This window comes from Vibrio sp. CCUG 15886 (assembly GCF_028570825.1).
In the GTDB taxonomy this organism is placed as follows: domain Bacteria; phylum Pseudomonadota; class Gammaproteobacteria; order Enterobacterales; family Vibrionaceae; genus Vibrio; species Vibrio vulnificus_B.
The window spans coordinates 86,299-111,653 of the sequence record NZ_JAQQBT010000005.1 but is presented as its reverse complement, the minus strand read 5'-3'; the positions used below and the strand labels follow the sequence as shown (position 1 = coordinate 111,653).

At 47.8% G+C, this 25,355-nt stretch carries 18 protein-coding genes; 9 read left to right on the top strand and 9 right to left on the bottom strand.

The window, feature by feature from the left end; translation table 11 throughout:
• Nucleotides 1-5 precede the first annotated feature (5 nt).
• The 3 genes from ftsA to lpxC all read left to right on the top strand — a co-directional run bounded on the left by ftsA (nucleotide 6) and on the right by lpxC (nucleotide 3,531).
• Nucleotides 6-1,268 (top strand): cell division protein FtsA, encoded by a 1,263-nt coding sequence (gene ftsA, locus PQQ36_RS12010; protein WP_011078660.1) that lies wholly within the window; start codon nucleotides 6-8, stop codon nucleotides 1,266-1,268.
• Between the two features lie 32 nt (nucleotides 1,269-1,300).
• On the top strand, nucleotides 1,301-2,515 hold the full coding sequence (gene ftsZ / locus PQQ36_RS12005) for a cell division protein FtsZ (RefSeq protein WP_011078659.1): 1,215 nt from the start codon (nucleotides 1,301-1,303) through the stop codon (nucleotides 2,513-2,515).
• Nucleotides 2,516-2,613: 98 nt separating this feature from the next.
• Nucleotides 2,614-3,531: a UDP-3-O-acyl-N-acetylglucosamine deacetylase gene (gene lpxC, locus PQQ36_RS12000; RefSeq protein WP_011078658.1), complete on the top strand. Its 918-nt coding sequence runs from the start codon at nucleotides 2,614-2,616 to the stop codon at nucleotides 3,529-3,531.
• A 73-nt stretch (nucleotides 3,532-3,604) separates the two neighbouring features.
• Here lpxC and PQQ36_RS11995 read toward each other — a convergent pair whose 3' ends face one another.
• On the bottom strand, nucleotides 3,605-4,063 hold the full coding sequence (locus tag PQQ36_RS11995) for a DUF721 domain-containing protein (RefSeq protein ID WP_065090720.1): 459 nt from the start codon (nucleotides 4,061-4,063) through the stop codon (nucleotides 3,605-3,607).
• A 331-nt stretch (nucleotides 4,064-4,394) separates the two neighbouring features.
• On the opposite strand from PQQ36_RS11995, the gene secA reads away from it, so the two are divergent.
• From secA to PQQ36_RS11965, 6 genes are all read left to right on the top strand, one after another.
• A complete protein-coding gene (secA, locus tag PQQ36_RS11990; RefSeq protein WP_273661299.1) occupies nucleotides 4,395-7,118 on the top strand; it encodes a preprotein translocase subunit SecA in 2,724 nt (907 codons plus the stop codon).
• 65 nt (nucleotides 7,119-7,183) lie between these two features.
• Entirely contained in the window at nucleotides 7,184-7,582 is a 399-nt protein-coding gene (mutT, locus tag PQQ36_RS11985) for an 8-oxo-dGTP diphosphatase MutT (protein WP_013572425.1), read from the top strand.
• A 92-nt stretch (nucleotides 7,583-7,674) separates the two neighbouring features.
• Nucleotides 7,675-8,484 (top strand): 4-hydroxy-tetrahydrodipicolinate reductase, encoded by an 810-nt coding sequence (dapB, locus tag PQQ36_RS11980; protein WP_013572424.1) that lies wholly within the window; start codon nucleotides 7,675-7,677, stop codon nucleotides 8,482-8,484.
• 481 nt (nucleotides 8,485-8,965) lie between these two features.
• Nucleotides 8,966-10,105, top strand: a complete 1,140-nt coding sequence (carA, locus tag PQQ36_RS11975; protein ID WP_011149509.1) for a glutamine-hydrolyzing carbamoyl-phosphate synthase small subunit — start codon at nucleotides 8,966-8,968, stop codon at nucleotides 10,103-10,105.
• Nucleotides 10,106-10,121: 16 nt separating this feature from the next.
• A complete protein-coding gene (carB, locus tag PQQ36_RS11970) occupies nucleotides 10,122-13,355 on the top strand; it encodes a carbamoyl-phosphate synthase large subunit (RefSeq protein ID WP_011078652.1) in 3,234 nt (1,077 codons plus the stop codon).
• A gap of 494 nt (nucleotides 13,356-13,849) precedes the next feature.
• The gene (locus PQQ36_RS11965) at nucleotides 13,850-14,629 is read left to right on the top strand and encodes a TSUP family transporter (protein WP_013572421.1); all 780 of its coding nucleotides are present in this window, start codon (nucleotides 13,850-13,852) and stop codon (nucleotides 14,627-14,629) included.
• Here the strand turns inward: PQQ36_RS11965 and PQQ36_RS11960 are convergent.
• The 8 genes from PQQ36_RS11960 to gltB form a co-directional block, all read right to left on the bottom strand.
• A complete protein-coding gene (locus PQQ36_RS11960) occupies nucleotides 14,580-15,425 on the bottom strand; it encodes a LysR family transcriptional regulator (protein WP_011078649.1) in 846 nt (281 codons plus the stop codon). The two genes, PQQ36_RS11965 and PQQ36_RS11960, sit on opposite strands and share 50 nt — an antisense overlap.
• 112 nt (nucleotides 15,426-15,537) lie before the next feature.
• Nucleotides 15,538-16,158, bottom strand: coding sequence for a TRIC cation channel family protein (locus PQQ36_RS11955; protein ID WP_111437307.1), 621 nt, complete (start codon nucleotides 16,156-16,158; stop codon nucleotides 15,538-15,540).
• A 71-nt stretch (nucleotides 16,159-16,229) separates the two neighbouring features.
• On the bottom strand, nucleotides 16,230-17,051 hold the full coding sequence (gene btuF / locus PQQ36_RS11950) for a vitamin B12 ABC transporter substrate-binding protein BtuF (RefSeq protein WP_101956696.1): 822 nt from the start codon (nucleotides 17,049-17,051) through the stop codon (nucleotides 16,230-16,232).
• Nucleotides 17,048-18,001, bottom strand: coding sequence for a cobalamin biosynthesis family protein (locus tag PQQ36_RS11945; RefSeq protein WP_130349525.1), 954 nt, complete (start codon nucleotides 17,999-18,001; stop codon nucleotides 17,048-17,050). The genes btuF and PQQ36_RS11945 overlap by 4 nt, the downstream gene beginning before the upstream one ends.
• A gap of 11 nt (nucleotides 18,002-18,012) precedes the next feature.
• Nucleotides 18,013-18,708 carry a 5'-methylthioadenosine/S-adenosylhomocysteine nucleosidase gene (gene mtnN, locus PQQ36_RS11940; RefSeq protein WP_011149517.1) on the bottom strand — a complete coding sequence of 232 codons (696 nt, stop codon included), beginning with the start codon at nucleotides 18,706-18,708 and terminating at the stop codon, nucleotides 18,013-18,015.
• Nucleotides 18,709-18,804: 96 nt separating this feature from the next.
• Nucleotides 18,805-19,233 carry a DUF1499 domain-containing protein gene (locus PQQ36_RS11935; RefSeq protein ID WP_047109928.1) on the bottom strand — a complete coding sequence of 143 codons (429 nt, stop codon included), beginning with the start codon at nucleotides 19,231-19,233 and terminating at the stop codon, nucleotides 18,805-18,807.
• A gap of 112 nt (nucleotides 19,234-19,345) precedes the next feature.
• Nucleotides 19,346-20,758: an FAD-dependent oxidoreductase gene (locus tag PQQ36_RS11930; protein WP_039552690.1), complete on the bottom strand. Its 1,413-nt coding sequence runs from the start codon at nucleotides 20,756-20,758 to the stop codon at nucleotides 19,346-19,348.
• Nucleotides 20,759-20,776: 18 nt separating this feature from the next.
• Nucleotides 20,777-25,240, bottom strand: coding sequence for a glutamate synthase large subunit (gltB, locus tag PQQ36_RS11925; RefSeq protein ID WP_111437309.1), 4,464 nt, complete (start codon nucleotides 25,238-25,240; stop codon nucleotides 20,777-20,779).
• Nucleotides 25,241-25,355: the final 115 nt, after the last annotated feature.

Genomic DNA, 25,355 nt, shown 5'->3' with positions numbered 1-25,355 from the left:
TACAGATGACTAAGACCGCCGATGACAACATTATTGTTGGTCTTGATATAGGCACTGCAACCGTATCCGCTCTGGTAGGCGAAATTCTGCCTGATGGTCAAATTAATATCATTGGAGCCGGCAGTAGCCCATCTCGTGGTATGGATAAAGGCGGCGTGAACGATCTTGAATCTGTGGTGAAATCTGTCCAGAGAGCGATCGATCAAGCTGAAATGATGGCTGAGTGCCAAATCAGCAACGTATTTATTTCTTTATCGGGGAAGCATATTGCCAGCCGCATAGAAAAGGGCATGGGTACCATTTCCGATGAAGAAGTCTCACAAGAAGATATGGATCGTGCTATACATACAGCTAAATCCATTAAAATCGGTGATGAGCAGAGAATCCTTCATGTGATTCCACAAGAGTTCACCATCGATTATCAAGAAGGCATTAAAAACCCTCTTGGTTTGTCTGGCGTGAGAATGGAAGTAAGTGTTCATCTTATTTCCTGCCACAACGACATGGCGCGTAATATAATTAAAGCGGTAGAGCGTTGTGGCTTAAAAGTCGAGCAAATTGTCTTTTCTGGTTTGGCGGCAAGTAATGCAGTCATTACAGAAGATGAAAGAGAGCTGGGAGTGTGTGTGGTCGATATCGGCGCAGGCACCATGGACGTAGCAATCTGGACTGGTGGTGCACTTCGACATACCGAAGTGTTCTCTTATGCCGGCAATGCTGTCACCAGCGACATCGCTTTTGCCTTTGGTACACCCGTGAGTGATGCCGAAGAGATCAAAGTGAAATATGGCTGTGCTCTGAGTGAGCTAGTCAGCAAGGATGATACGGTTAACGTCCCAAGTGTTGGTGGGCGTCCCTCTCGGAGTTTGCAACGTCAAACTTTGTCTGAGGTGATTGAACCGCGCTATTCTGAACTGATGGGATTAGTTAACCAAACTATTGAATCTGTTCAAATGAAGCTGCGTGAAGATGGAATTAAGCACCATCTTGCAGCGGGTGTTGTCCTCACCGGAGGGGCAGCGCAAATTGAAGGTTTAGTAGAATGTGCGGAGCGAGTGTTCCGCAATCAAGTTCGCGTTGGTAAGCCACTAGAAGTAAGTGGCTTAACTGATTATGTAAAAGAGCCGTATCATTCCACGGCAGTTGGATTACTTCATTACGCACGAGATATGCGCTCAAGCGATGATAGTGACTACAACGAGCCTAAACGTTCGGCAGTCACTGGCTTGTTTGGCAAGCTGCGTAATTGGATACAAAAAGAGTTTTAACCTGAGAGTTGCAGGAAAAACGGAGATAACACATGTTTGAACCGATGATGGAAATGTCTGACGATGCTGTAATTAAAGTCGTTGGGGTTGGTGGCGGCGGCGGTAATGCTGTAGAACACATGGTGCGTGAATCCATCGAAGGCGTGGAATTCATCAGCGTCAATACGGATGCACAAGCACTTCGTAAGACAAGTGTGGGCAATGTGATCCAGATTGGTGGCAACATCACTAAAGGTCTGGGTGCAGGTGCAAACCCACAAGTTGGTCGTGACGCAGCTCTTGAAGACAAAGAAAGAATTAAAGAATTGCTGATTGGTGCCGATATGGTGTTTATCGCAGCTGGCATGGGCGGTGGTACTGGTACTGGTGCTGCTCCCGTTATTGCAGAAGTTGCGAAAGAGCTAGGCATCCTGACGGTTGCAGTAGTAACCAAGCCGTTCAGTTTCGAAGGAAAGAAGCGCTTAGCATTTGCTGAGCAAGGTATCGATGAATTATCAAAGCATGTTGACTCATTGATCACCATTCCAAACGAAAAGTTGCTGAAAGTGCTTGGTCGCGGCATCACTTTGTTGGAAGCCTTTGCTAGCGCGAATGATGTACTAAAAAATGCAGTGCAAGGTATCGCCGAGCTAATTACTCGTCCTGGCATGATCAACGTGGACTTTGCGGACGTTCGTACAGTGATGTCTGAGATGGGTCACGCGATGATGGGTAGCGGTGTGGCAAAAGGCGAAGATCGTGCAGAAGAAGCGGCGGAAATGGCTATTTCTAGCCCACTTCTCGAAGATATCGACCTTGCAGGTGCTCGTGGCGTGCTGGTTAACATTACCGCTGGTCTAGATATGCGCCTAGATGAATTTGAAACGGTGGGTAATACTGTTAAAGCGTTTGCTTCGGATAACGCAACAGTCGTAATCGGTACTTCACTTGATCCAGACATGGCGGATGAAATTCGAGTGACGGTGGTTGCTACCGGTATCGGTAACGATAAGAAACCAGACATCACGTTAGTTTCAGGTGGTAAAGCTAAAGTCGCTCAACCAACTGCAGCACCACAACCTGTTGTGGCAGCGAAGGTGGAAGAGAAACCGGCACAAACTTTGCAGGAAAGACCTCAGGTTACTCCTCAGCCATCGACGCCTGTTTCTTCTTCTCCTGCATCAGGTAGCCAGAATGCGGCACCTAAGCAGGAAAAAGAGAGCGGATATTTGGATATTCCGGCATTTTTACGTCGTCAGGCTGATTAATATTCAGGCACAAATTTGACACTGTTCAAAATTGTGGTAGCATTCACGGTCGGCGTCTTAGACGACCGTGATTTGTAGCACTTCAAAGAGGCAATCAGATGATCAGACAACGTACTCTGAAAGAAATTGTGAAAACAACTGGTGTGGGTCTCCACTCTGGTCGTAAAGTCACATTAACTCTTCGCCCTGCAGCTGCAAACACTGGCATTATTTATCGCCGCACTGATCTAACGCCTGCGGTAGATTTTCCTGCTGATCCTGCTTCTGTTCGTGACACTATGTTGTGTACTGCGCTCGTGAATGATGAGGGTGTGCGCATTTCTACAGTGGAGCATTTGAACGCAGCGCTTGCGGGTATGGGTATCGATAACATCATCATTGAAGTTGATGCTCCTGAAATTCCAATTATGGATGGCAGCGCAAGTCCATTTGTTTACTTGCTTCAGCAAGCAGGCATTGAGACACAAAATGCAGCGAAGCGTTTTATCCGTATTAAGAAACCAGTTCGTTTTGAAGACGGTGACAAGTGGGCTGAATTTGTACCATTTAATGGTTTCCGCATGGATTTTGAAATCGAGTTTAACCACCCTGCAATCGATTCTGATGAGCAGCGTTTGTTGTTCGATTTCTCAACGCAAGGTTTTGTTCGTGAAATCTCTCGTGCACGTACTTTTGGCTTTATGCGTGATATCGAATATCTCCAGTCACAAAATTTAGTCTTGGGTGGCAGCTTTGACAACGCCATTGTGTTGGACGATTACCGCATTCTTAACGAAGAAGGCCTTCGTTTCGAAAACGAATTTGTTACGCACAAAGTGTTGGATGCGATCGGTGACCTTTACATGTGTGGTCATGCGATTATTGGTGAGTTCCGCGCATACAAATCCGGACATGGTTTAAATAACCAATTGCTACGCGCAGTGTTGGCAGATCAAGAAGCTTGGGAATGGACAACGTTTGAAGAAGAAGTTGGTTCTCCAGTTGCCTTCGCAGAACCGAATATGGTTTTAGCGTAACAAGCGAATGAATAAAGAAAAGCCAGACAGATGTCTGGCTTTTTACTTTTTTGATTCATTAACAAATCAAAATTCAGCTCGATTTCTTCTCTGCCATTGCAGCCAATCGCTCGAGACGAGCTTTCACTTTTGGTGGTGCCATTTCGGCAATCATAGTTAAAGCATTTGCAGCATTTTGCGAGATCGGCTCGCGCTTCTTTTGAACCTTAGGATCTTTTTGCTGATAAAGGCCAGGATTAATGCGTACTTCGATAGCCATTAATTTAGCGAATCCGCGAGAGCGTAAAGCATTCAGGATCGTTAATCGATCATAATCAATCTTCATTTTGATCGCTGCGCTGGCGACATCGAGGATCAAACATCCCTGACGTAAATTTGCCGCTCGGCAATGCTGTGCCGTCCCATTTGGCAGCAATTCTGCTAACACTTTATTCAACTCGAGTATCTCGCACGCATGATGCTGGATCTTTTGTAGCGAGCTACCGCTACCGTCAATAAGTTCTTGTGTTGAAGTGGGGCGATGATCACGCATGATAGGCACCTAAAAAAACATCCATACATGCATTCTAAGTTACCACTTAAGCCTGCTTCAAGTTGCTTTGGGGTTATTTCACTGGTGAATCCATCGCCAATAACAATAAAAACTTCAAAGCGCTTCAAACAAATGGGGTTTGTGATGGTTGTCTTAACGAAAAATCCTTACACTAGACGACATTATTTGCCACCTTAGCCTTGAAAAAATAGCTCGCCAGTACAATATCTGAGTTACATGATTTATCTCAGTATCCTTAGTTTAAAACTGGTAGAGACTGAAGGCATTTATCGTAGGCCGAAATGGTCTAACAAAGAGAGATTCATAAGAAATGATAACTAAGCTACTGACAAAGGTGATTGGTAGTCGCAACGATCGCACACTGCGCCGCCTTAGAAAGATTGTTAAAGAGATTAACAACTACGAGCCGACCTTTGAGGCTCTCTCAGATGAACAATTAAAAGCAAAAACGGTTGAGTTTCGCCAACGTCTAGAACAAGGCGAAACGCTTGACCAACTATTACCTGAAGCATTTGCTACCGTTCGTGAAGCATCAAAGCGTGTTTACGGTATGCGTCATTTCGATGTTCAGTTGATCGGTGGTATGGTTCTCAATGCAGGCCAAATCGCTGAAATGCGTACGGGTGAAGGTAAAACTTTAACCGCAACTCTTCCTGCTTACCTTAACGCACTGGCTGGTAAAGGTGTTCACATTGTTACCGTCAATGATTACTTGGCAAAGCGTGACGCAGAAACCAACCGCCCTCTATTTGAGTTTCTAGGAATGACCGTTGGCATTAATGTGCCAAACATGCCTCATCCTGCGAAAAAAGAAGCGTACCAAGCCGATATCCTATACGGGACCAACAACGAGTTTGGTTTTGATTACCTACGCGATAACATGGCTTTCCGCAATGAAGATCGCGTTCAGCGTGAGCGTTTCTTTGCCGTCGTCGATGAGGTGGACTCGATCTTGATCGATGAAGCGCGTACACCACTTATCATTTCTGGTCCTGCTGAAGACAGCTCTGAGCTTTACACGCGTGTCAATGCGCTGATTCCATTATTGCAGAAGCAAGATAAAGAAGACTCTGAAGAGTATCGTGGTGATGGCCACTACACTGTCGACGAAAAATCGAAGCAAGTGCATCTAACGGAAACAGGCCAAGAGTTTGTGGAAGAGTTGATGGTGAAAAATGGCCTAATGGAAGAGGGAGATACATTGTACTCTCCAACCAACATCAGCCTTCTGCATCACGTTAACGCGGCATTACGTGCGCATGTCCTGTTTGAGAAGAACGTAGACTACATCGTAAACGAAGACGGTGAAGTGGTGATCGTTGACGAACACACTGGCCGTACTATGCCAGGTCGTCGTTGGTCTGAAGGTCTTCACCAAGCGGTTGAAGCGAAAGAAGGCGTTAAGATTCAAAACGAAAACCAGACCTTGGCTTCGATTACATTCCAGAACTACTTCCGTTTGTATGAAAAACTGTCTGGTATGACGGGTACAGCGGACACCGAAGCGTTCGAATTCCAATCGATTTACGGTCTTGAGACAGTGGTTATCCCAACCAACAAGCCAATGATCCGTAACGACATGCCAGATGTTGTTTATCGTACTGAAGCAGAGAAATTTGCTGCCATTATTGAAGACATCAAAGCGCGTGTAGAAAAAGGTCAACCTGTTCTCGTGGGTACGGTTTCTATCGAAAAATCCGAGCTGCTTTCGAATGCACTGAAGAAAGCGAAAATTAAACACAATGTTCTAAATGCCAAGTTCCACGAAAAAGAAGCGGAAATTGTTGCAGAAGCCGGTAAACCGGGTGCGGTGACCATTGCAACCAACATGGCTGGTCGTGGTACGGACATCGTGCTAGGCGGTAGTTGGCAAGCGAAAGTTGAATCGATGGCTAACCCAACGCAACAACAGATTGATGAAATCAAAGCGGAGTGGAAGCTGGTTCACGATCAAGTGCTTGAGTCGGGCGGTCTACACATTATTGGTACAGAGCGTCACGAATCTCGTCGTATCGATAACCAGTTGCGCGGTCGCTCAGGTCGTCAGGGTGATGCCGGTTCATCTCGTTTCTACCTTTCTATGGAAGATTCACTACTCCGTATCTTTACTTCGGATCGTATGGCGGCATTGATTCAAAGTGGTATGGAAGAAGGGGAAGCGATCGAATCTAAGATGCTGTCTCGCTCTATCGAAAAAGCGCAACGCAAAGTGGAAGGACGTAACTTCGATATTCGTAAGCAGCTACTTGAATACGATGATGTGGCGAACGATCAGCGTAAAGTCGTGTATGAGCTACGTGATGAGTTGATGAGTGTTGATGACATTAGCGATATGATCGAACACAATCGCGTTGATGTGCTTCAAGGTGTCATCGATGAATACATTCCACCCCAATCACTGGAAGACATGTGGGATCTTGAAGGCCTACAAGAACGTCTAAAGAACGATTTCGATATCGATGCTCCTGTGAAGCAATGGTTGGAAGAAGACGACAAGCTTTACGAAGAAGCACTACGTGAAAAAGTCATTGATACCGCGGTTGAAGTCTACAAAGCGAAAGAAGAAGTGGTTGGTGCACAAGTGCTACGTAACTTCGAAAAATCGGTGATGTTACAAACGTTGGATACATTGTGGAAAGAGCACTTGGCGGCGATGGATCACTTACGTCAAGGTATTCATCTGCGTGGTTATGCACAAAAGAACCCGAAACAGGAATACAAGCGTGAGTCGTTTGAACTGTTTGAAGGCTTGCTTGAAACATTGAAATCCGATGTTGTGATGATTTTGTCAAAAGTTCGTGTGCAGCAGCAAGAAGAAGTGGAGCGTATGGAAGCTCAGCGTCGTGCTCAAGCTGAAGAAGCCGCTCGCCGTGCACAAGCTCAACATGCCTCAGCTCAAAGCCAGCTTGCTGATGATTCTGACGAAGGGCATCACCAGCCAGTGGTCCGTGACGAGCGTAAAGTAGGTCGTAATGAACCTTGCCCTTGTGGTAGTGGCAAAAAATACAAACAGTGTCACGGTCAAATCAATTAGTGTTAGCCTAATTAATGTAATCAATTAAGAGTCGCTTAGGCGGCTCTTTTTTTAAGGAAAAAATGATGAAACGTATCCATATTGTTGCGGCGATTATTTTCAATCAAGATAAGAGCCAGGTTTACATTACCAAGCGTCCGGATGATAAACACAAAGGTGGCTTTTGGGAGTTTCCTGGAGGCAAAGTCGAAGAGGGGGAAAGCATAGAGCAAGCCATGGTACGTGAACTCGAAGAAGAAATTGGTATTACGGCGACTCAACAACAGCTGTTTGAGCATTTAGAGTACGATTACCCAGATAAATCGCTCAAGTTTGACTTTATCACAGTGACGGATTTTAACGGTCAGCCTTATGGAAGAGAAGGACAACAGGGAGAGTGGGTGGCGATTGCGGAACTGAGCCGTTACCCGTTTCCAGAAGCAAACGTACCAATTCTCGAAAGAGTGCTAAAAGAGTTTGCTTGAGATCTGGTCTCGCTTTGCAATAGTTGATAGTTTAAGAACCTATTTGATCGATTTGCCCGTTTGGCAGATCCAGAAACACGGAGAAAAATGCAATGGTAAGAATTGCAGTGGCAGGAGCGGCGGGTCGTATGGGTCGCAATTTGGTTAAAGCAGCACATCACAATCCCGCAGCCAAGGTTGCTGCTGGCTCAGAGCGTCCAGAATCATCACTGGTTGGTGTCGATCTTGGTGAACTATGCGGTGAAGGTAAATTTGACGTTGTGGTTTGCGATGATTTAGCCAAACAGATTGATCAATTTGACGTAATTATTGACTTTACCGCTCCAGCAAGCACCTTGAACAATTTGGCGCTTTGCCAACAATATGGCAAGAGTATTGTTATTGGTACTACTGGCTTTACCGAAGAGCAACGTGAGCAGATCGATCTGGTCGCGCAACAGGTACCTGTGGTCATGGCGCCAAATTACTCTGTGGGCGTGAATCTTGTTTTCAAGCTGCTTGAAAAAGCGGCTAAAGTGATGGGCGACTACTGTGACATCGAAATTGTGGAAGCGCATCACCGCCACAAAGTGGATGCTCCATCGGGTACAGCTATTGGTATGGGCGAAGCGATTGCAGGTGCCATGGGTAATAAACTCAGTGATGTTGCCGTCTATGCTCGTGAAGGGATCACTGGAGAGCGAACCAAGGACGAAATTGGTTTCGCGACCATTCGAGCGGGGGATATTGTTGGCGAGCATACCGCGATGTTTGCTGATATTGGTGAGCGTGTAGAAATTACCCACAAAGCAACAGACCGTATGACTTTTGCTAATGGTGCCGTCAAAGCCGCAGTGTGGCTGCACGAAAAACCTGCCGGGTTTTATACCATGACAGATGTCCTTGGTCTTAACGACCTGTAAATAAATAATTATGCGCCAGCCAATGCTGGCGCTTCTTTTATCTGCTCTACTTTTCCTTAAAGTTTGCTCAAAGTTCTTCTCTTCTTAGTGTTAAGTTAATGTGTTATTTCTTGTTGTTTAGCCTTGTTTTGTACTGAAGTGCTAGAAAGTAAGTGTAATGGAAACTTGCGCAACGTTTGCTTTTTGGTGTAAATAAAAAATGTGATCTAGGTTTGCTTGGTTTTTGCTCGTTTCATAAAATTTTCATGAATTGGGTAGTTGAGGCTGAATAAAGTTATACTTTTGGGGCTGTTTTGCTGTTTTTTACCCTAGATGCTCTAAAGTGCTATTTTGTTAAAAGCGAAATGTTGACATGTATCAAGAGTGTCTTTAGAATACCGCCAATTTGTCTGAATTCCCCAAAATCACACTTTTCTGGTGATAGATAGGGCAGATTTGCAGTTTAATTTATTTTTTATGCATTTTTATTCTGGAGGTTGTCTTGAGTAAATCAGCACTGTTAGTCCTGGAAGATGGGACAGTGTTCCGCGGAGTGTCCATTGGCGCAGATGGTATTTCCGTTGGAGAAGTCGTTTTCAATACCTCGATGACGGGGTATCAAGAAATCCTCACTGATCCTTCTTATTCCCAGCAAATCGTTACTCTTACTTATCCTCACATTGGCAATACCGGAACCACTTCCGAAGACGAAGAATCCTCTTCCATTCATGCTCAAGGCCTTGTGATTCGCGATCTTCCTCTTATCGCTTCTAACTTCCGTAGTGAACAATCTCTTTCTGATTACCTCAAATCGCAAAACATTGTCGGCATTGCTGATATTGATACGCGTAAGCTCACTCGTATTCTGCGTGAGAAAGGTGCACAAAACGGTTGTATCGTTGCAGGTAACAACCTAGATGAAGCTTTGGCACTGGCGAAAGCAAAAGAATTCCCAGGTTTAAAAGGAATGGATCTTGCGAAAGAGGTTACAACAAAAGAAGCGTATCAATGGAAACAAGGTTCGTGGACGCTTGAGGGTGGACTTCCAGAAGCGAAAGATGACAGCGAATTGCCATATCACGTTGTTGCCTACGATTTCGGCGCAAAACGCAACATCTTACGAATGTTGGTTGACCGCGGCTGCCGCTTAACGGTCGTGCCAGCTGAAACGTCGGCAGAAGACGTTCTGGCGCTAAACCCAGATGGTGTTTTCCTGTCAAACGGCCCAGGTGACCCAGCACCTTGTACTTATGCGATTGAAGCAACCAAAGTGTTCCTAGAAAAAGGCCTACCAGTATTTGGTATTTGTCTTGGCCACCAAATTCTCGCGTTGGCGTCTGGTGCGAAAACGGTGAAGATGAAGTTTGGTCACCATGGTGCAAACCATCCTGTAAAAGATTTAGACCGCAATGTGGTGATGATTACTTCGCAAAACCACGGTTTTGCCGCTGATGAAGCAACTCTACCAGATAACCTACGTGCTACTCACGTATCGCTCTTTGATGGCTCTTTGCAGGGAATTCACCGTACAGACAAGCCAGCATTCAGCTTCCAAGGTCACCCAGAAGCGAGCCCAGGTCCACACGACGCAGCTCCGCTATTTGACCATTTCATCGAACTGATTAAACAACACAGCGCTTAATTTGGAGTAGTAGACAATGCCAAAACGTACTGACATTCAAAGCATTCTTATCCTAGGTGCTGGTCCAATTGTTATCGGTCAGGCTTGTGAGTTTGACTACTCAGGCGCACAAGCATGTAAAGCGCTACGTGAAGAAGGTTACCGAGTTATCCTAGTAAACTCGAACCCAGCGACCATCATGACAGACCCAGATATGGCGGATGCGACCTACATCGAGCCAATTCAATGGGAAGTGGTACGCAAGATTATCGAAAAAGAGCGTCCAGATGCGGTTCTACCAACCATGGGTGGTCAGACAGCTCTAAACTGTGCGCTTGCGCTTGAAAAGCACGGTGTGCTAGCGGAATTTGGCGTAGAAATGATCGGTGCAACTGCTGATGCCATCGATAAAGCGGAAGACCGTTCGCGTTTCGACAAAGCGATGAAATCTATCGGCCTAGAGTGTCCTCGTGCTGATACGGCAAAGACCATGGAAGAAGCGTACAAAGTGCTCGATATGGTTGGCTTCCCATGTATCATCCGCCCATCATTCACCATGGGTGGTACGGGTGGTGGTATCGCGTACAACAAAGAAGAGTTCGAAGAAATCTGTCGCCGTGGTCTTGACCTGTCGCCAACCAATGAACTGCTTATCGATGAATCTTTGATCGGTTGGAAAGAGTACGAAATGGAAGTGGTTCGCGACAAAGCGGACAACTGTATCATCGTATGTTCAATCGAAAACTTCGACCCAATGGGCATCCACACCGGTGACTCTATCACCGTGGCACCGGCTCAAACGCTGACAGATAAAGAATACCAACTGATGCGTAATGCGTCGCTAGCGGTACTTCGTGAAATCGGTGTAGAGACCGGTGGTTCAAACGTGCAGTTTGGTATCAACCCGAAAGATGGCCGTATGGTTATCATCGAGATGAACCCACGTGTATCGCGCTCTTCTGCTCTAGCGTCAAAAGCAACGGGTTTCCCTATTGCGAAGATTGCAGCGAAACTAGCCGTTGGCTTCACGCTTGATGAGCTACAAAACGACATCACTGGTGGTGCGACGCCAGCATCATTTGAACCGACCATCGACTACGTAGTGACTAAGATTCCTCGTTTTAACTTCGAGAAATTTGCCGGTGCTAACGACCGTTTGACGACGCAAATGAAGTCAGTTGGTGAAGTGATGGCCATTGGCCGTAACCAACAAGAATCACTGCACAAAGCGCTGCGCGGTCTAGAAGTGGGCGCGACTGGTTTTGATGAGATGGTTGATCTTGATTCACCAGATGCACTGACCAAAATTCGCCACGAGCTGAAAGAAGCGGGCGCTGAGCGTATTTGGTACATTGCCGATGCATTCCGTGCGGGTATGTCTGTTGATGGTGTATTTAACCTAACTAACATCGATCGCTGGTTCTTGGTTCAAATCGAAGAGATTGTGAAGCTGGAAGAGCAAGTGAAAGCGGGTGGTTTTGCTGGTTTGACTCAAGATGTGCTTCGTCAAATGAAGCGTAAAGGTTTCTCCGACGCTCGCCTATCAAAACTACTCGGCGTGGCTGAAAGTGAAATCCGTCGTCTACGTGACCAATTCGACATCCACCCTGTATACAAGCGTGTTGATACCTGTGCGGCAGAATTCTCATCGGATACGGCTTACATGTACTCATCTTATGATGACGAGTGTGAAGCAAACCCAACCGATAAAGAAAAGATCATGGTTCTGGGCGGTGGTCCAAACCGTATCGGTCAAGGTATTGAATTTGACTACTGCTGTGTACACGCTTCGCTAGCGCTACGTGAAGATGGTTACGAGACCATCATGGTGAACTGTAACCCAGAAACCGTATCAACCGACTACGACACTTCAGACCGTCTCTACTTTGAACCGGTGACTCTAGAAGATGTGTTGGCGATTGCTCGCGTTGAAAAACCAAAAGGCGTGATCGTGCAGTACGGTGGTCAAACGCCACTGAAACTGGCGCGTGCGCTAGAAGCAGCGGGTGTGCCAATTATCGGTACTAGCCCAGATGCCATCGACCGTGCGGAAGACCGTGAGCGTTTCCAACAAGCGGTTGACCGTTTAGGCCTGCTACAGCCAGAGAACGCAACTGTGACCACCATGGAGCAAGCGGTTGAGAAATCGCGTGAAATTGGCTTCCCATTGGTCGTTCGTCCATCTTACGTACTGGGTGGCCGCGCGATGGAAATCGTTTATGACGAGCAAGACCTACGTCGCTACTTCAATGAAGCGGTTAGCGTGTCGAACGAATCACCGGTTCTACTGGATCGCTTCCTAGACGATGCTATTGAAGTCGACATCGACGCTATCTGTGACGGTGAGCGCGTGGTGATTGGCGGTATCATGGAGCACATCGAGCAAGCAGGTGTTCACTCAGGTGACTCAGCATGTTCACTGCCTGCTTACACGTTAAGCCAAGAAATCCAAGACAAGATGCGTGAGCAAGTTGAAAAGCTGGCATTTGAGTTGGGCGTTCGTGGCCTAATGAACACGCAGTTTGCTGTAAAAGACAACGAAGTGTACCTTATCGAAGTGAACCCTCGTGCTGCACGTACCGTTCCATTCGTATCGAAAGCGACCGGTGCACCATTGGCTAAAATCGCTGCACGTGTTATGGCTGGTCAGTCTCTGGAATCGCAAGGTTTCACCAAAGAGATTATTCCTCCTTATTACTCGGTAAAAGAAGTGGTTCTGCCATTTAACAAGTTCCCTGGCGTTGACCCACTATTGGGTCCTGAAATGCGCTCAACCGGTGAAGTGATGGGTGTAGGTGCAACTTTTGCTGAAGCGTATGCGAAAGCAGAACTGGGTTGTGGCAATGTGTATCCTGAAGGTGGTCGTGCGCTGCTTTCGGTACGCGAAGGCGACAAGCAACGTGTGGTTGACCTGGCGTCTAAGCTATTGAAACTGGGTTACAAGTTGGATGCGACACACGGTACGGCAGTGATCTTAGGTGAAGCGGGCATCAACCCACGCCTAGTAAACAAAGTGCACGAAGGTCGTCCTCACATTCTTGACCGCATCAAGAACAACGAATACACCTACATCGTGAACACGGCGGCTGGTCGTCAAGCGATTGAAGATTCGAAAGTTCTACGCCGTGGCGCACTTGCAGAGAAAGTGAACTACACCACGACACTTAACGCGGCATTTGCAACCTGTATGTCTCATACGGCGGACGCGAAAGCAAGCGTGACGTCGGTGCAGGAACTGCACGCGCAAGTGCAAGCGAGTTTGAAAGCGTAATAATCAGTAAGCCCTGAGTTCATAACTATAACGGCTTATATGACAACCTCATTGCCCGCTCATGTGAGCGGGCTTTTTTCTAGAAAGAAATCGCCAAATACGCTTGGCTTGTATTCTCTTAGTCAACGACTTGATGGCGCTGAGTGAAATCCTCGTACTCTTTCCTTGCTTGCTGAAGGTTATTCTGCCTCTTGCGAATTTCCTCTGGTGTTGAAGCTTGTTCCCTTTACAGTTCTGCGATTCTTAGGTTCTGTTTCAGTAACGTTCCCTTGATGTAGTTTGTCCAGTTGGGAAATCCGATGTTCTGCATCTCCCAACTTGTGTTGTCCACGTTCTCCTTCATATTTGAAGCATCCCAAATAAGCTATGTTTCTAACAAAATACAATCGATGAATTTTAGGAATGGATTGCTGTCTTGGGTTTCCTTTTTACCTCGCTAGTTTTGATGCTACCGTCTTGTTCTTTACTCTTCCTCTTTGAAAAGGATGCTTGAATTGGACATAACGATTGAGATGTTGGCAGCACTGTTCTTTGTTGCTTCTGTGGCTGGTTTTATTGATGCCATGGCAGGTGGTGGTGGACTGCTCACTCTTCCTGCGTTGTTGGCTTCAGGGTTGAGCCCAACACAAGCATTGGCGACCAATAAGTTGCAAAGCTCATTCGGCAGTTTCTCAGCCAGCTTATATTTTGTCCGTAATGGCATCGTCAGTTTAAAAGAGATGAAAGTCGCCATCGCATGCACCTTTATTGGAGCGGCCATCGGGGCAGAGCTTGTTCAAGTGATTGATGCCAGCGTGCTAACCAGTTTGATTCCCGTGCTGCTAATAGCGATTTCTCTCTATTTTTTACTTGCGCCACCCACCCGCAATACGGGCGGGCAGCCAAAGTTATCCGAGGCGATGTTTGCACTGTCGGTCGGCGGTGGTGTTGGTTTCTATGATGGTTTTTTTGGCCCGGGAACGGGATCGATCTTTACCGTTTGTTTTGTTGTGCTTGGACAGTTTTCCCTCGTTGAAGCCACTGCGCGAACCAAAGTGCTCAATTTTACCTCTAACATCGCGGCATTACTGTTTTTTGTGCTGGCGGGATTGCCAGTCTGGAAAGTGGGCTTAGTGATGGCTGTGGGGGGCTTTATTGGTGCGCGCTTGGGGGCAAAAGTGGTGGTGACCAAAGGACACAAATGGATCCGTCCTCTGGTCATTGTGATGTCGATGGCAATGGCTTCTAAACTACTTTGGCAACAGCATCAGCAATGGTTGTTATCACTGTTTTAACTCGGCTGTTTTGATGGCTTTTGGCGCGGCAACATATCGTCACCGGACGGGTTAGGTGGCTAAGCTCGTCAAAGTGATAGCAATACTGTGGCTCTATTCGTAATGCGTTAATCACGGATTTCGGCACTAGGGCGGGTGCCATACCACCCACGGCGAGCTGGGCTGACGCGGTGTAAGAGTCCATTTGCATCAAGGGCGTCACACCCACCGCTGACAATGCAGCCAGTTGATAGGTATTGGCGGGATTGTTGAGGTCATTGGTTATGATTGCTTTTGGTAGCTCAGTTAGTGGGTACTTACTAATGATGCTAAAAGATTCATCAAAAAGGTGAAAGGTCATCAATCCATGATTTGGCGGCAAATAGCCGGCGCAAAATCCGAGAGTAGCTTTGCCTGACTGAACGTGTTCCACAATCCTAGGTGTGTGGTTGGTGGTCAAGGAAAGGTGACGATCCTGCTGATACAGTGCTTCCATCGCATTGTTCAAATAACCCGCCAGTAGCGTTTCTGAACAATCGATTTTAATCAATGCATTGTCTTCGATAAGTTGCTGATCGTAGATCTGCCCACGCAGCTCATTAAAACTCGGTTCAATGCTCTTTATTAAGGCTTGAGCGTCAGCGGTTAAACGAATATGGCGTCCGTCAGGTTCAATCAGTTTCTTTCCAAGCTTTTTCTCAAGATTCGCAATCCGTTTACTGACAGCAGATTGACTAATATAGAGCTGACTGCCGGTGCGACTCATGGTCTTTTCTTTATGTAGAACCAATAAGGTTTCAATGCCTTCGAGTAACATAATGATTGATGACGAGTGGGAATAGGTAGTTCACTTTAACGAGTAAAGAGTCGGCTGCCAAGGCGAAAGCAAGTGAGGCGTGACGTTGGCCGATAAAGTCGGCCAACACAGATTATTTATTTAGTGCAAATGTAGGCAATGATAAATGCCAGCGAATGGCGCCCAAGCGGATGATCAAGGTCGAAAATACTCCTGCCAATAAGGCTGTAGAGTGATCATATCCAAGGCTTAGGGTAGAGGTGTGGAATATCCCACCAACAAGACAGGCAGTCGCATACACTTCACTTCGCAGCACCATTGGAATCTCACGCGCTAACACATCGCGAATGATCCCGCCACCACAGCCGGTAATGACGCCCATGATCACCGCGACCATCGCTGAATCTTGATAGGCGAGGGCTTTCTCGACGCCGATCCCAACAAATACCGCCAAGCCAATGGCATCGCAGACGGGTAATATCCACCACGCCAAGCGCTTAGGTCGGCGCACAACGAGCATTGTCAACAGACAGGTAACGATGATAACCCAAAGATAGGTGGTGTCCTTGATCCAAAAGACGGGGGTTGCGCCCAAGGCCATATCGCGAATAGTGCCACCACCAATCGCGGTCACGCTGCCTAATACAACCACACCAAAAGGATCCATCTTTAACCGTCCAGCCAAGAGAACGCCGGAAACAGCAAAAACAGCGGTGCCAAATAAATCGATAAAATACAGCAGCATGGAGTCCATGTTACTTAATGCCTTAAAAAGTGAGGGAACAGAAAATGGGGGCAAATTGTACGAAATTTTCCAGCCAAACGTTAGCGTTTTTGCTCGATGCTGGCAAAGTGCTCACAGACTTGTTCAATCGCCAGCAGGGTGCGAGGGGTTGGTCGGTTTAACCAATCTGAATTGAGCTGCCAAAAATGCGCATTTTTTAATGCTGGAATCTCCTCAACCCAAGGGCTCCACATGCCGTTATTTTGAATCGCGTGAGGAGAAACGAACATGGCTTGGGGTCTTTTTAGAATCACCTGCTCAATACTGACTTGAGGATAAGGTGCTGATGCGCCATCAAACACATTCTCACCGCCACAAAAACGAAAGACCTCTGTAGGCCAGTTTTGGCCAGCAACGGTGATGATCGGCGTGTCGCTGAGTTGGTAGAAGTAGCGGGTTTTAGGCAGAGTTTGGTACTTTGCTCTTAGTGCTTCGAGATGAGTTCGGTAATCTCGAGCATTGTTTAGGCCGATTTGCGGATCGTCACTGTATTGACTGAGTTGTTCAATGTTATCGCCAATATCTTTAAGTGATTTGGTTTGTGAGTAGTAGATCTTAAAGCCAAACTGCTCGAGTTTTTCTAACTCTTTTGCAGGGTTACCTGCCGGCCATGCGATGATCAAATCCGGTTTTAAAGTGATGATTTTCTCTAGGTTAATCCCCTTGTAGTTGGAGACTTTCTCTAACTTTTTTGCTGCCTCTGGATAATCGCTCATCTCGCTAACGGCAATCAGTTTATCTCCAAGCCCTGCTGCGTACGCGATCTCGGTGGCGTGTGGTGCCAAGCTGATGACGCGTTCAATGGGGGCTGCTTGTAAACTGACCGAAAACAGTAGAAGAAGTGAAGAGAGAGTTTTCATCATATCCCTTGATAAATAAGCCCCATAAGTAGGCTCTGAAGCAAAATCCAAACTAGGATCCTACGTGCTAATAAATGTTGTAGCTGATCAATATGCAAAGCGGAGGGCGCAATGCGTCCACCAATTTTGGCTCTTTCGGCTCTTTTACCTTGATAAATCGCTGGCCCACCCAAAGAGAGTTGCAGCTTGTTGCCTACGGCACACAGTAACCAAGCCGGACCAGGCAATGGCCAAGAAGCGACTTGTTGACGCATGCCTTGCCATGTTTGACCTGTGTGTTGACCAAGCAGGATCATAACGGCAAATAAACGCAGCGGAATAAAATCCAGCACCGCGGCAAGCCGCACTGCTGCCATGCCAAATGGCGCATAGTTAGCGCGACTTGGCGACCAAGCTCTTGCCAGTTCAACCGTGAGGCGATACATCAACGCTCCGATGCCGCCTGAAAGTGCGAACCAAAAGAGAACGCCAACCACATTTCTCCCATACCCTATAATCAAGGTTTCAGCGGCGGCTTTACCGATCCCAAGCTGGGAGAGTGCGTTGGTTTCTCGATTGAGGTAGGGGGCCAATAGGCTTCTTGCCGCAGGTTTATCTTCATTGGCCATGGCACGAATCAGCGCTTTGGCGAGGCTCTCGTTACTGCGCCAATCTAGTGCCAACAGCAGCAACGCAAGTTCAAATAGTTGCGGTTGCCAAACCAAAGGTTTTAAAGCAAACAGGACCGCTAAACAAGGAAACAGCATCAACAATAACGCTAAATGGCCTGAGATGAGGCTTTGTTGATAGCTTTGTTGGGTATTGACTTTGTCTGCCAACAGCTCTGCAAATTTGTGCCAGAGTGTGACGGGATGAGAGGAGCGTGGAATCGGGATAATGAGATGGAACAGTAACGCTCCCCACAGAATGAGGAGCGCGCCGTTGGCATAGAGTTGATCAAACAGCTCTGTCATAGATAGGGCGATTACTTCAGTAGTTCCAACATTTTGAAGACCATTTCTGACGAGCTCTTGGCTGCCAAAGGTAAGAACTCTTCAAAGCTCATTGGTGATTCTTTGTCTGCCACATCTGAAATTGCACGTACGACAACAAACGGCACTTTGAACTGGTGACAAGTTTGTGCAATCGCAGACGCTTCCATTTCAACCGCAATCACGGATGGGAAGTGTTGACGGATAAAGGCTTGACGCTCAGCGGTACAAACGAATGCATCACCAGTACAGATGAGACCACGAACCGCGTGCTGTCCGTCCATTTGTTCTAACGCTTTTTCAGCCAAGTTCATCAATTTTTCATCAGCGAGGAAAGCGGCTGGTTGACCTGCCATTTGGCCCATTTCATAGCCAAATGCCGTCACGTCAGCATCGTGATGACGGACTTCAGTCGAAATGACCACATCACCAAGATTTAAGCTGGAATCAAAACCACCTGCAGAACCGGTGTTGAGCACCATATCAGGTTGATATTCATCGAGAAGGATAGTGGTGCCAATCGCGGCAGCAACTTTACCAATGCCGGATTGCAGTAGCACAACCTCAACACCATTGATTTGACCTGAATAGAAGGTGCAACCTGCTTTATTTACGGTTTGTGCGTTGGTCATTGCTTCTTTAAGGATGGCCACTTCTTGTTGCATGGCACCGATAATACCGACTTTCATATCAATCTCTTCATTTTTAAACAAACATAGAATTGGCGAGAGTATAGCAAAGCTCTGTCACAATAAGTACTTTCGCTTGTTGTTTACCCTTTGCCTTTACTTAATGAAACCCGCCTCAGTCAGTAAGCTTCTTAATTGCTCTGCACGCTTGCGATTGACGCCAAGATCGGAGTAACCAACGCGTGACTCTGAACGGACGAGCAATTGGCCATCGACGATTTTGAGTTCAAGATCATCAACAAAGCGAAACAGTCGTGAGGTGCATTCTACTCTTAAGTAGTGTTCCGTTTTGTCCGCCACTTTTGCCCCAGGAAGTTCAAGGGCAACTTGCTCTATTTGATCTAAGGTGGCGTTGGCCGTGAGCTTAAAAGGGTCGAGTTGGAAACTCGCGCGCTCATCTTGTGTGGAAACACAGTTGGGTTTATTGCCACAAGGCTGAGAAGTTCGATCGGTCATTGTGTAAGCTCCATTGCTGCAAGCGGTCAGGGCTAAGGTGGCGCAAATCGTTAAAATGAGTTTTTTCATCCTGTACACCTACTGTTCCCAAAAGGGCGTTATCCGCAGATCCTAAACATTAAGTCTAAAAGAAAAAAGGTTGGTGATCGCTCACCAACCTCTCATAACACACCGATAGATATTAGAGTTCGAGATAATCTAATATGCCTTCCGCGGCTTTACGGCCTTCATCAATCGCCGTTACCACCAAATCGGAACCACGCACCGCATCACCACCGGCAAAAATCTTCTCATTGCTGGTTTGGAATTGGTAAGTCTGTTTCGCAGCAGCTTTGATGCGACCCCATTGGTCGAGCTCAACCCCATAGGGTTCCAACCAACTCATTTGATGGGGTTGGAAACCAAAGGCCATGATCACCACATCGGCAGGTAACACATGCTCACTGCCTGCCACAGGTTCGGGACGGCGGCGGCCGGCCTCATCGGGCTCACCTAACGCAGTCTGCACCACTTTCACGCCCGTTACTTGCCCGCGAGTGTCCACGTCAATCGACAGAGGTTGCAGGTTAAACATAAAGTTCACCCCTTCCTCTTTGGCGTTTTTCACTTCACGACGTGAGCCTGGCATGTTCTCTTCATCGCGACGATAGGCACAAACGACATTGGCAGCGCCTTGGCGGATAGAAGTACGAACACAGTCCATCGCGGTATCACCGCCACCAAGCACGACAACATTTTTGCCCGCCATATCGATGAAAGGCTGGTCGTGTTCAAGGCCCATTACTTTGTAAGTGTTGGAAATCAAAAAAGGCAGGGCGTCATACACGCCGGAGGCATCCTCATTCTCCAAACCAGCACGCATGTATTTGTAGGTGCCGACGCCAAGGAACACGGCATCATACTCTTCCAGCAGTTCTTGCATCTGTACATCTTTACCGACTTCGACGTTCATGCGGAACTCAACCCCCATTTCGCTGAAAATGCGGCGGCGGTTTTCCATCACCCCTTTTTCCAGTTTGAAAGACGGAATACCAAACGTCAGTAGCCCACCGATCTCTGGGTAGCGGTCGAAGACAACGGGTTTGACCCCATTGCGCACCAAAATATCAGCCGCCGCGAGACCTGCAGGGCCCGCGCCAATGATGGCCACTTTCTTATCTGTCCATTCGACTTTGGACATGTCTGGCTTCCAGCCCATCTCAAAGGCTTTGTCGGTGATGTATTTTTCAATATTACCGATGGTGACGGCACCAAAGTCGTCATTTAATGTGCAAGAGCCTTCACACAGTCGGTCTTGAGGGCAAACTCGGCCACACACTTCCGGCAAGCTGTTGGTCTGATGTGAAAGCTCGACCGCTTCCAAAATTCGTCCTTCATTGGCCAGTTTTAGCCACTGAGGGATGTAGTTGTGTACCGGGCACTTCCATTCACAATAAGGGTTACCACAATCTAAGCAGCGATCCGCTTGAGCGGTCGCTTGTTGTTTAGTAAAGGGTTCGTAGATTTCGACGAACTCGATCTTGCGAATCTGCAGCGGCTTCTTAGCAGGATCGACACGTTGAACATCGATAAACTGGTATACATTCTGGCTCATGTTCATATCCTCCTTGAATTACTGGGCCTGCACGCGAAGTTCTGCCGCACTGCGGCTTTGGTGGCCAAGCAGGGTGTTAAGATCCGCTGCTTTCGGTTTCACCAAGTAGAACTTCGGTATCCATGCGTCAAAGTTGGCCAGAATATCTTCGGCGTGAACGGAGCCGGTCTCTTCCAGATGCTCGGCGATCAAACCGCGTAGATGTTCTTGGTGGATATAAAGATCAGAAAGCGAAATTGCTTCAACCGATTCACTGTTAACACGGCCTTGGAAATCTTCATTCTCATCCAGAACGTAAGCAAAGCCACCTGTCATCCCCGCGCCGAAGTTAACCCCAGTCGCGCCAAGAATGGCCACGATGCCGCCGGTCATATATTCACAAGCGTTGTCGCCCGCGCCTTCAATTACGGTGATGGTGCCGGAGTTACGTACACCAAAGCGTTCACCCGCCTTACCAGCAGCGAACAGTTTGCCGCCTGTTGCGCCATAGAGACAGGTGTTGCCGATAATGGTCGCATCGTTACAACGGAAGGCAGTGCCTAAGTGCGGTTTGATGACAATCTTACCGCCCGCCATGCCTTTGCCGACGTAGTCATTGGCATCACCAGTGAGATAAAGCTCAACGCCACCCGCGTTCCACACGCCAAAAGATTGGCCAGCAGTACCATCGAGATAGAGTTTAATGGGCGATGCTGCCATTCCTTGGTTGCCATAACGCTTGGCGATTTCACCGGAAAGGCGTGCGCCAATCGAACGATCGGTATTGATCACGTTGTAGAAGAAGCTGGCAGATTGACGGTTTTCAACCGCATCAAGCGCATCTTCAATGATCTTTTGGTTTAGCACTGCTTTATCAAATGGTGCATTTGGCTCTGTCCAGAACAGAGGTAGATTCTGCGGTGATACAGGTGCTTCAAGAATGCCTGACAGATCAAGCTTGGACTGCTTAGCGGTCATGCCTTGCACCACTTCGAGCAGATCGGTACGGCCAATCAAGTCGGTGAGTTTTTCAACGCCCAGTTCAGCGAGCAAGCCTCGTACTTCATCAGCCAAGCCGATAAAGTAGTTCATCACCATTTCTGGCAAGCCTTTGAAGTACTCTTTACGCAGAGTTTCGTCTTGCGTTGCTACTCCGGTCGCGCAGTTGTTGAGGTGACAGATACGCAGGAACTTACAACCCATTGCCACCATTGGCGCCGTACCGAAACCAAAGCTCTCGGCACCTAGAATCGCCCCTTTCACCACATCCAAGCCCGTTTTCAAACCACCATCCACTTGAAGACGAATTTTATGACGTAGGCCATTGGCTACTAAGGCTTGTTGCGTTTCTGCTAGGCCCAGTTCCCATGGACTGCCGGCGTATTTTACTGATGTCAGCGGGCTGGCAGCAGTACCGCCATCATAGCCAGAGATGGTGATGAGATCGGCATAGGCTTTGGCAACGCCGGTGGCGATGGTGCCGACGCCGGGCTCAGAGACCAGTTTGACGGAAACCAACGCTTTCGGGTTGACCTGTTTCAAGTCAAAAATCAATTGCGCTAAGTCTTCAATCGAATAGATGTCGTGATGCGGTGGTGGCGAGATAAGTGTCACGCCTTGCACGGAATAACGCAGCTTAGCAATCTCGGCAGTGACTTTGTGGCCAGGTAACTGACCGCCTTCACCTGGCTTAGCGCCTTGAGCGACTTTGATTTGCAGTACATCAGCGTTGGTGAGGTAGTGTGGCGTGACGCCAAAACGGCCAGAGGCAACTTGCTTAATGCGCGAGTTACGCTCGGTGCCAAAGCGACGTGGATCCTCGCCCCCTTCGCCTGAGTTGGAGTAACCGCCCAAACGGTTCATGGCGGTTGCCAACGCTTCATGTGCTTCTGGGCTTAATGCACCAATCGACATCGCCGCAGAATCAAAGCGCTTAAACAGTTCGGTACTGGGTTCAATGTTTTCTAACGCAAGTGGTTGGTCCGCTTTTTTCAGTTGCATTAAATCGCGCAGCATGGCGACAGGGCGCTGATTCACTTGTTGAGCGAACTGCTGATAATCACCGCTTTCTCCCGATTTCACCGCTTTTTGCAACGTACCAACAACATCAGGGTTGTAGGCGTGGTACTCACCACCGTGTACGTATTTGAGTAAGCCGCCATGTTCGATCGATTTACGTTTTGCCCATGCCTTGCGAGAGAGGTTAAAGAGATCTTGTTGGAAGTCCGTAAACCCAGCGCCTTCAATGCGGGCGGTTACGCCTTTAAAGCACAACTCCACCACATCACGGCTCAAACCAACCGCTTCAAAAAGTTGAGAACAGCGGTAGGATGCAACGGTGGAGATGCCCATCTTCGACATGATCTTATACAGACCTTTATTGATGCCGTATTGATAGTTTTGCATCACCTCGCGATAGCTTTTTTCGAGTGCGCCATCGTCGATCAATTTCCCTAGCACTTCATAGGCAAGGTAGGGGTAGACGGCGGTTGCACCAAAGCCAAGTAAGACGGCAAATTGATGAGGATCACGCGCGGTCGCCGTTTCCACCACTATGTTGGCATCGCAACGCAAGTTGGCGTTAACGAGGCGAGTTTGTACCGCACCCACCGCCATGGCTGCTGGAATTGGCAGTTTACCTGCCACTAAAGGGCGGTCAGAAAGCACAATCAAAACCGTGCCATCACGGACAACTTGCTCTGCTTGATCGCAGAGATCTAATATCGCTTGCTTGAGATCTTTTTCACTTGGGTCGTAGTTGATGTCCAAAATGGTGTTGCGATAGTGGTCATCGCTCAGCTCAAGTAGTTGCTGCATATCGGAATAGAGCAGCACCGGAGAACCGAATGTCACGCGGTGAGCGTGACCGTCTGTTTCGCAAAAGACGTTCATCTCTTGGCCGATGCTGGTGGCCAATGACATGACGTGCTGTTCGCGCAATGGATCAATCGGTGGGTTGGTGACCTGAGCAAATTTCTGACGGAAGTAATCCGTTACGAGTCGCTCTTTTGAAGACAAGACGGCCATCGGTGTGTCATCACCCATAGAGCCAACGGCTTCTTGTGCCATATCACCCAACACGCGCAGTACTTGATCGACTTCTTCATTGCTCATCGCAAATTGCTTTTGATAGGTTTTTAGTGTGTCACTATCAAAGCTGCGTTCACCCACTTGATCTTCAGGTAGTTCAGAAAATGGTGTAAGGCGGCGAACGTTGTTGTCCATCCATTCGCGGTAAGGATGGCGGCTCTTGAGATCGTTATCGATCTCGCTCGATTGCCATAACTTGCCTTTACGGGTATCAATCACCAATAGCTCGCCGGGACCAACGCGACCTTTCTCCGCCACTTCATCCGGTGCGTAATCCCAAATGCCCACTTCTGAGGCTAGGGTGATCAACTTGTCTTTGGTGATCACATAGCGAGCTGGGCGTAGGCCGTTGCGGTCGAGGTTACAGGCGGCGTAGCGTCCATCAGAAAGTACGATACCAGCAGGACCATCCCAAGGCTCCATGTGTTTGGAGTTGAAATCGTAGAAGGCACGTAGGTCGGGATCCATATCTGGGTGGTTTTGCCACGCAGGCGGCACCAACATGCGCATGGCACGGAAGATATCCATACCGCCAGCAAGGAAGAGATCCAGCATATTGTCTAAGCTGGAGGAGTCCGAGCCCGTTTCGTTAACAAACGGCGCAGCGCTTTGCAGATCAGGCAGAAGTGGCGACGCAAATTTATAGCCACGAGCACGAGCCCATTGGCGGTTGCCTTCGATGGTATTGATCTCACCGTTGTGTGCTAAGTAGCGGAACGGTTGAGCGAGCGGCCAACGTGGTTGAGTGTTGGTTGAGAAACGTTGATGGAACAAACAGATAGCCGATTCCATCCGCAGATCCGCGAGATCCAAATAGAAACGCGGCAGATCCGCTGGCATACACAAGCCTTTATAGACAATCACTTGTGTTGATAAGCTACAAACGTAGAAATCTCTATCGTCAATGATCTGTTTTTCAATACGGCGGCGAGCAATATACAAGCGTCGCTCGATATCTCGCTCACGCCAGCCAGCGGGAGCAGAAATGAACACTTGTTGAATATCGGGTAAAGAATCCGCGGCAATGGGACCAAGTACCGCTGGATTGGTTGGCACTTTGCGCCAACCTGCGACCGTGAGTGTCTCTTTGGCGAGTTCTTTGTTGATGATATCGCGAGCGGTTTGTGCCTTAACGGGATCTTGACTGAAGAAGATCATACCAATCGCATACTGCTTCGCTAAATTGAAGCCATTTTCTTTGGCGATAAGACGTAAATAAGAGTCGGGTTTCTGAAGTAATAGTCCACAACCGTCACCGGTTTTTCCATCGGCAGCGATACCGCCGCGGTGTGTCATGCGATCAAGTGCTGAAATCGCGGTACGGACCAGCTTATGGCTAGGCTCACCTTCCATGTGTGCGATAAGACCAAAACCACAGTTGTCCTTCTCTAAACTTGGATCATAAAGAGCCATTGCAATTCTCCCTTTGCTTCTCTGTCTTCCAGACAGAAATACCAACACAGTTTATGTTGGTATGTATGACTAACTATGCGTTCTAATTATTCGTATTTGTATGTTTATGCAATAA

What these genes read in the sequence shown, in the direction of transcription:
- ftsA (WP_011078660.1), top strand. Translation starts at nt 6, where the DNA reads ATGACTAAGACCGCCGATGACAACATTATTGTTGGTCTTGATATAGGC.
- ftsZ (WP_011078659.1), top strand. Translation starts at nt 1,301, where the DNA reads ATGTTTGAACCGATGATGGAAATGTCTGACGATGCTGTAATTAAAGTC.
- lpxC (WP_011078658.1), top strand. Translation starts at nt 2,614, where the DNA reads ATGATCAGACAACGTACTCTGAAAGAAATTGTGAAAACAACTGGTGTG.
- PQQ36_RS11995 (WP_065090720.1), bottom strand. Translation starts at nt 4,063, where the DNA reads ATGCGTGATCATCGCCCCACTTCAACACAAGAACTTATTGACGGTAGC.
- secA (WP_273661299.1), top strand. Translation starts at nt 4,395, where the DNA reads ATGATAACTAAGCTACTGACAAAGGTGATTGGTAGTCGCAACGATCGC.
- mutT (WP_013572425.1), top strand. Translation starts at nt 7,184, where the DNA reads ATGAAACGTATCCATATTGTTGCGGCGATTATTTTCAATCAAGATAAG.
- dapB (WP_013572424.1), top strand. Translation starts at nt 7,675, where the DNA reads ATGGTAAGAATTGCAGTGGCAGGAGCGGCGGGTCGTATGGGTCGCAAT.
- carB (WP_011078652.1), top strand. Translation starts at nt 10,122, where the DNA reads ATGCCAAAACGTACTGACATTCAAAGCATTCTTATCCTAGGTGCTGGT.
- PQQ36_RS11960 (WP_011078649.1), bottom strand. Translation starts at nt 15,425, where the DNA reads ATGTTACTCGAAGGCATTGAAACCTTATTGGTTCTACATAAAGAAAAG.
- PQQ36_RS11955 (WP_111437307.1), bottom strand. Translation starts at nt 16,158, where the DNA reads ATGGACTCCATGCTGCTGTATTTTATCGATTTATTTGGCACCGCTGTT.
- btuF (WP_101956696.1), bottom strand. Translation starts at nt 17,051, where the DNA reads ATGATGAAAACTCTCTCTTCACTTCTTCTACTGTTTTCGGTCAGTTTA.
- PQQ36_RS11945 (WP_130349525.1), bottom strand. Translation starts at nt 18,001, where the DNA reads ATGACAGAGCTGTTTGATCAACTCTATGCCAACGGCGCGCTCCTCATT.
- mtnN (WP_011149517.1), bottom strand. Translation starts at nt 18,708, where the DNA reads ATGAAAGTCGGTATTATCGGTGCCATGCAACAAGAAGTGGCCATCCTT.
- PQQ36_RS11935 (WP_047109928.1), bottom strand. Translation starts at nt 19,233, where the DNA reads ATGAAAAAACTCATTTTAACGATTTGCGCCACCTTAGCCCTGACCGCT.
- PQQ36_RS11930 (WP_039552690.1), bottom strand. Translation starts at nt 20,758, where the DNA reads ATGAGCCAGAATGTATACCAGTTTATCGATGTTCAACGTGTCGATCCT.
- gltB (WP_111437309.1), bottom strand. Translation starts at nt 25,240, where the DNA reads ATGGCTCTTTATGATCCAAGTTTAGAGAAGGACAACTGTGGTTTTGGT.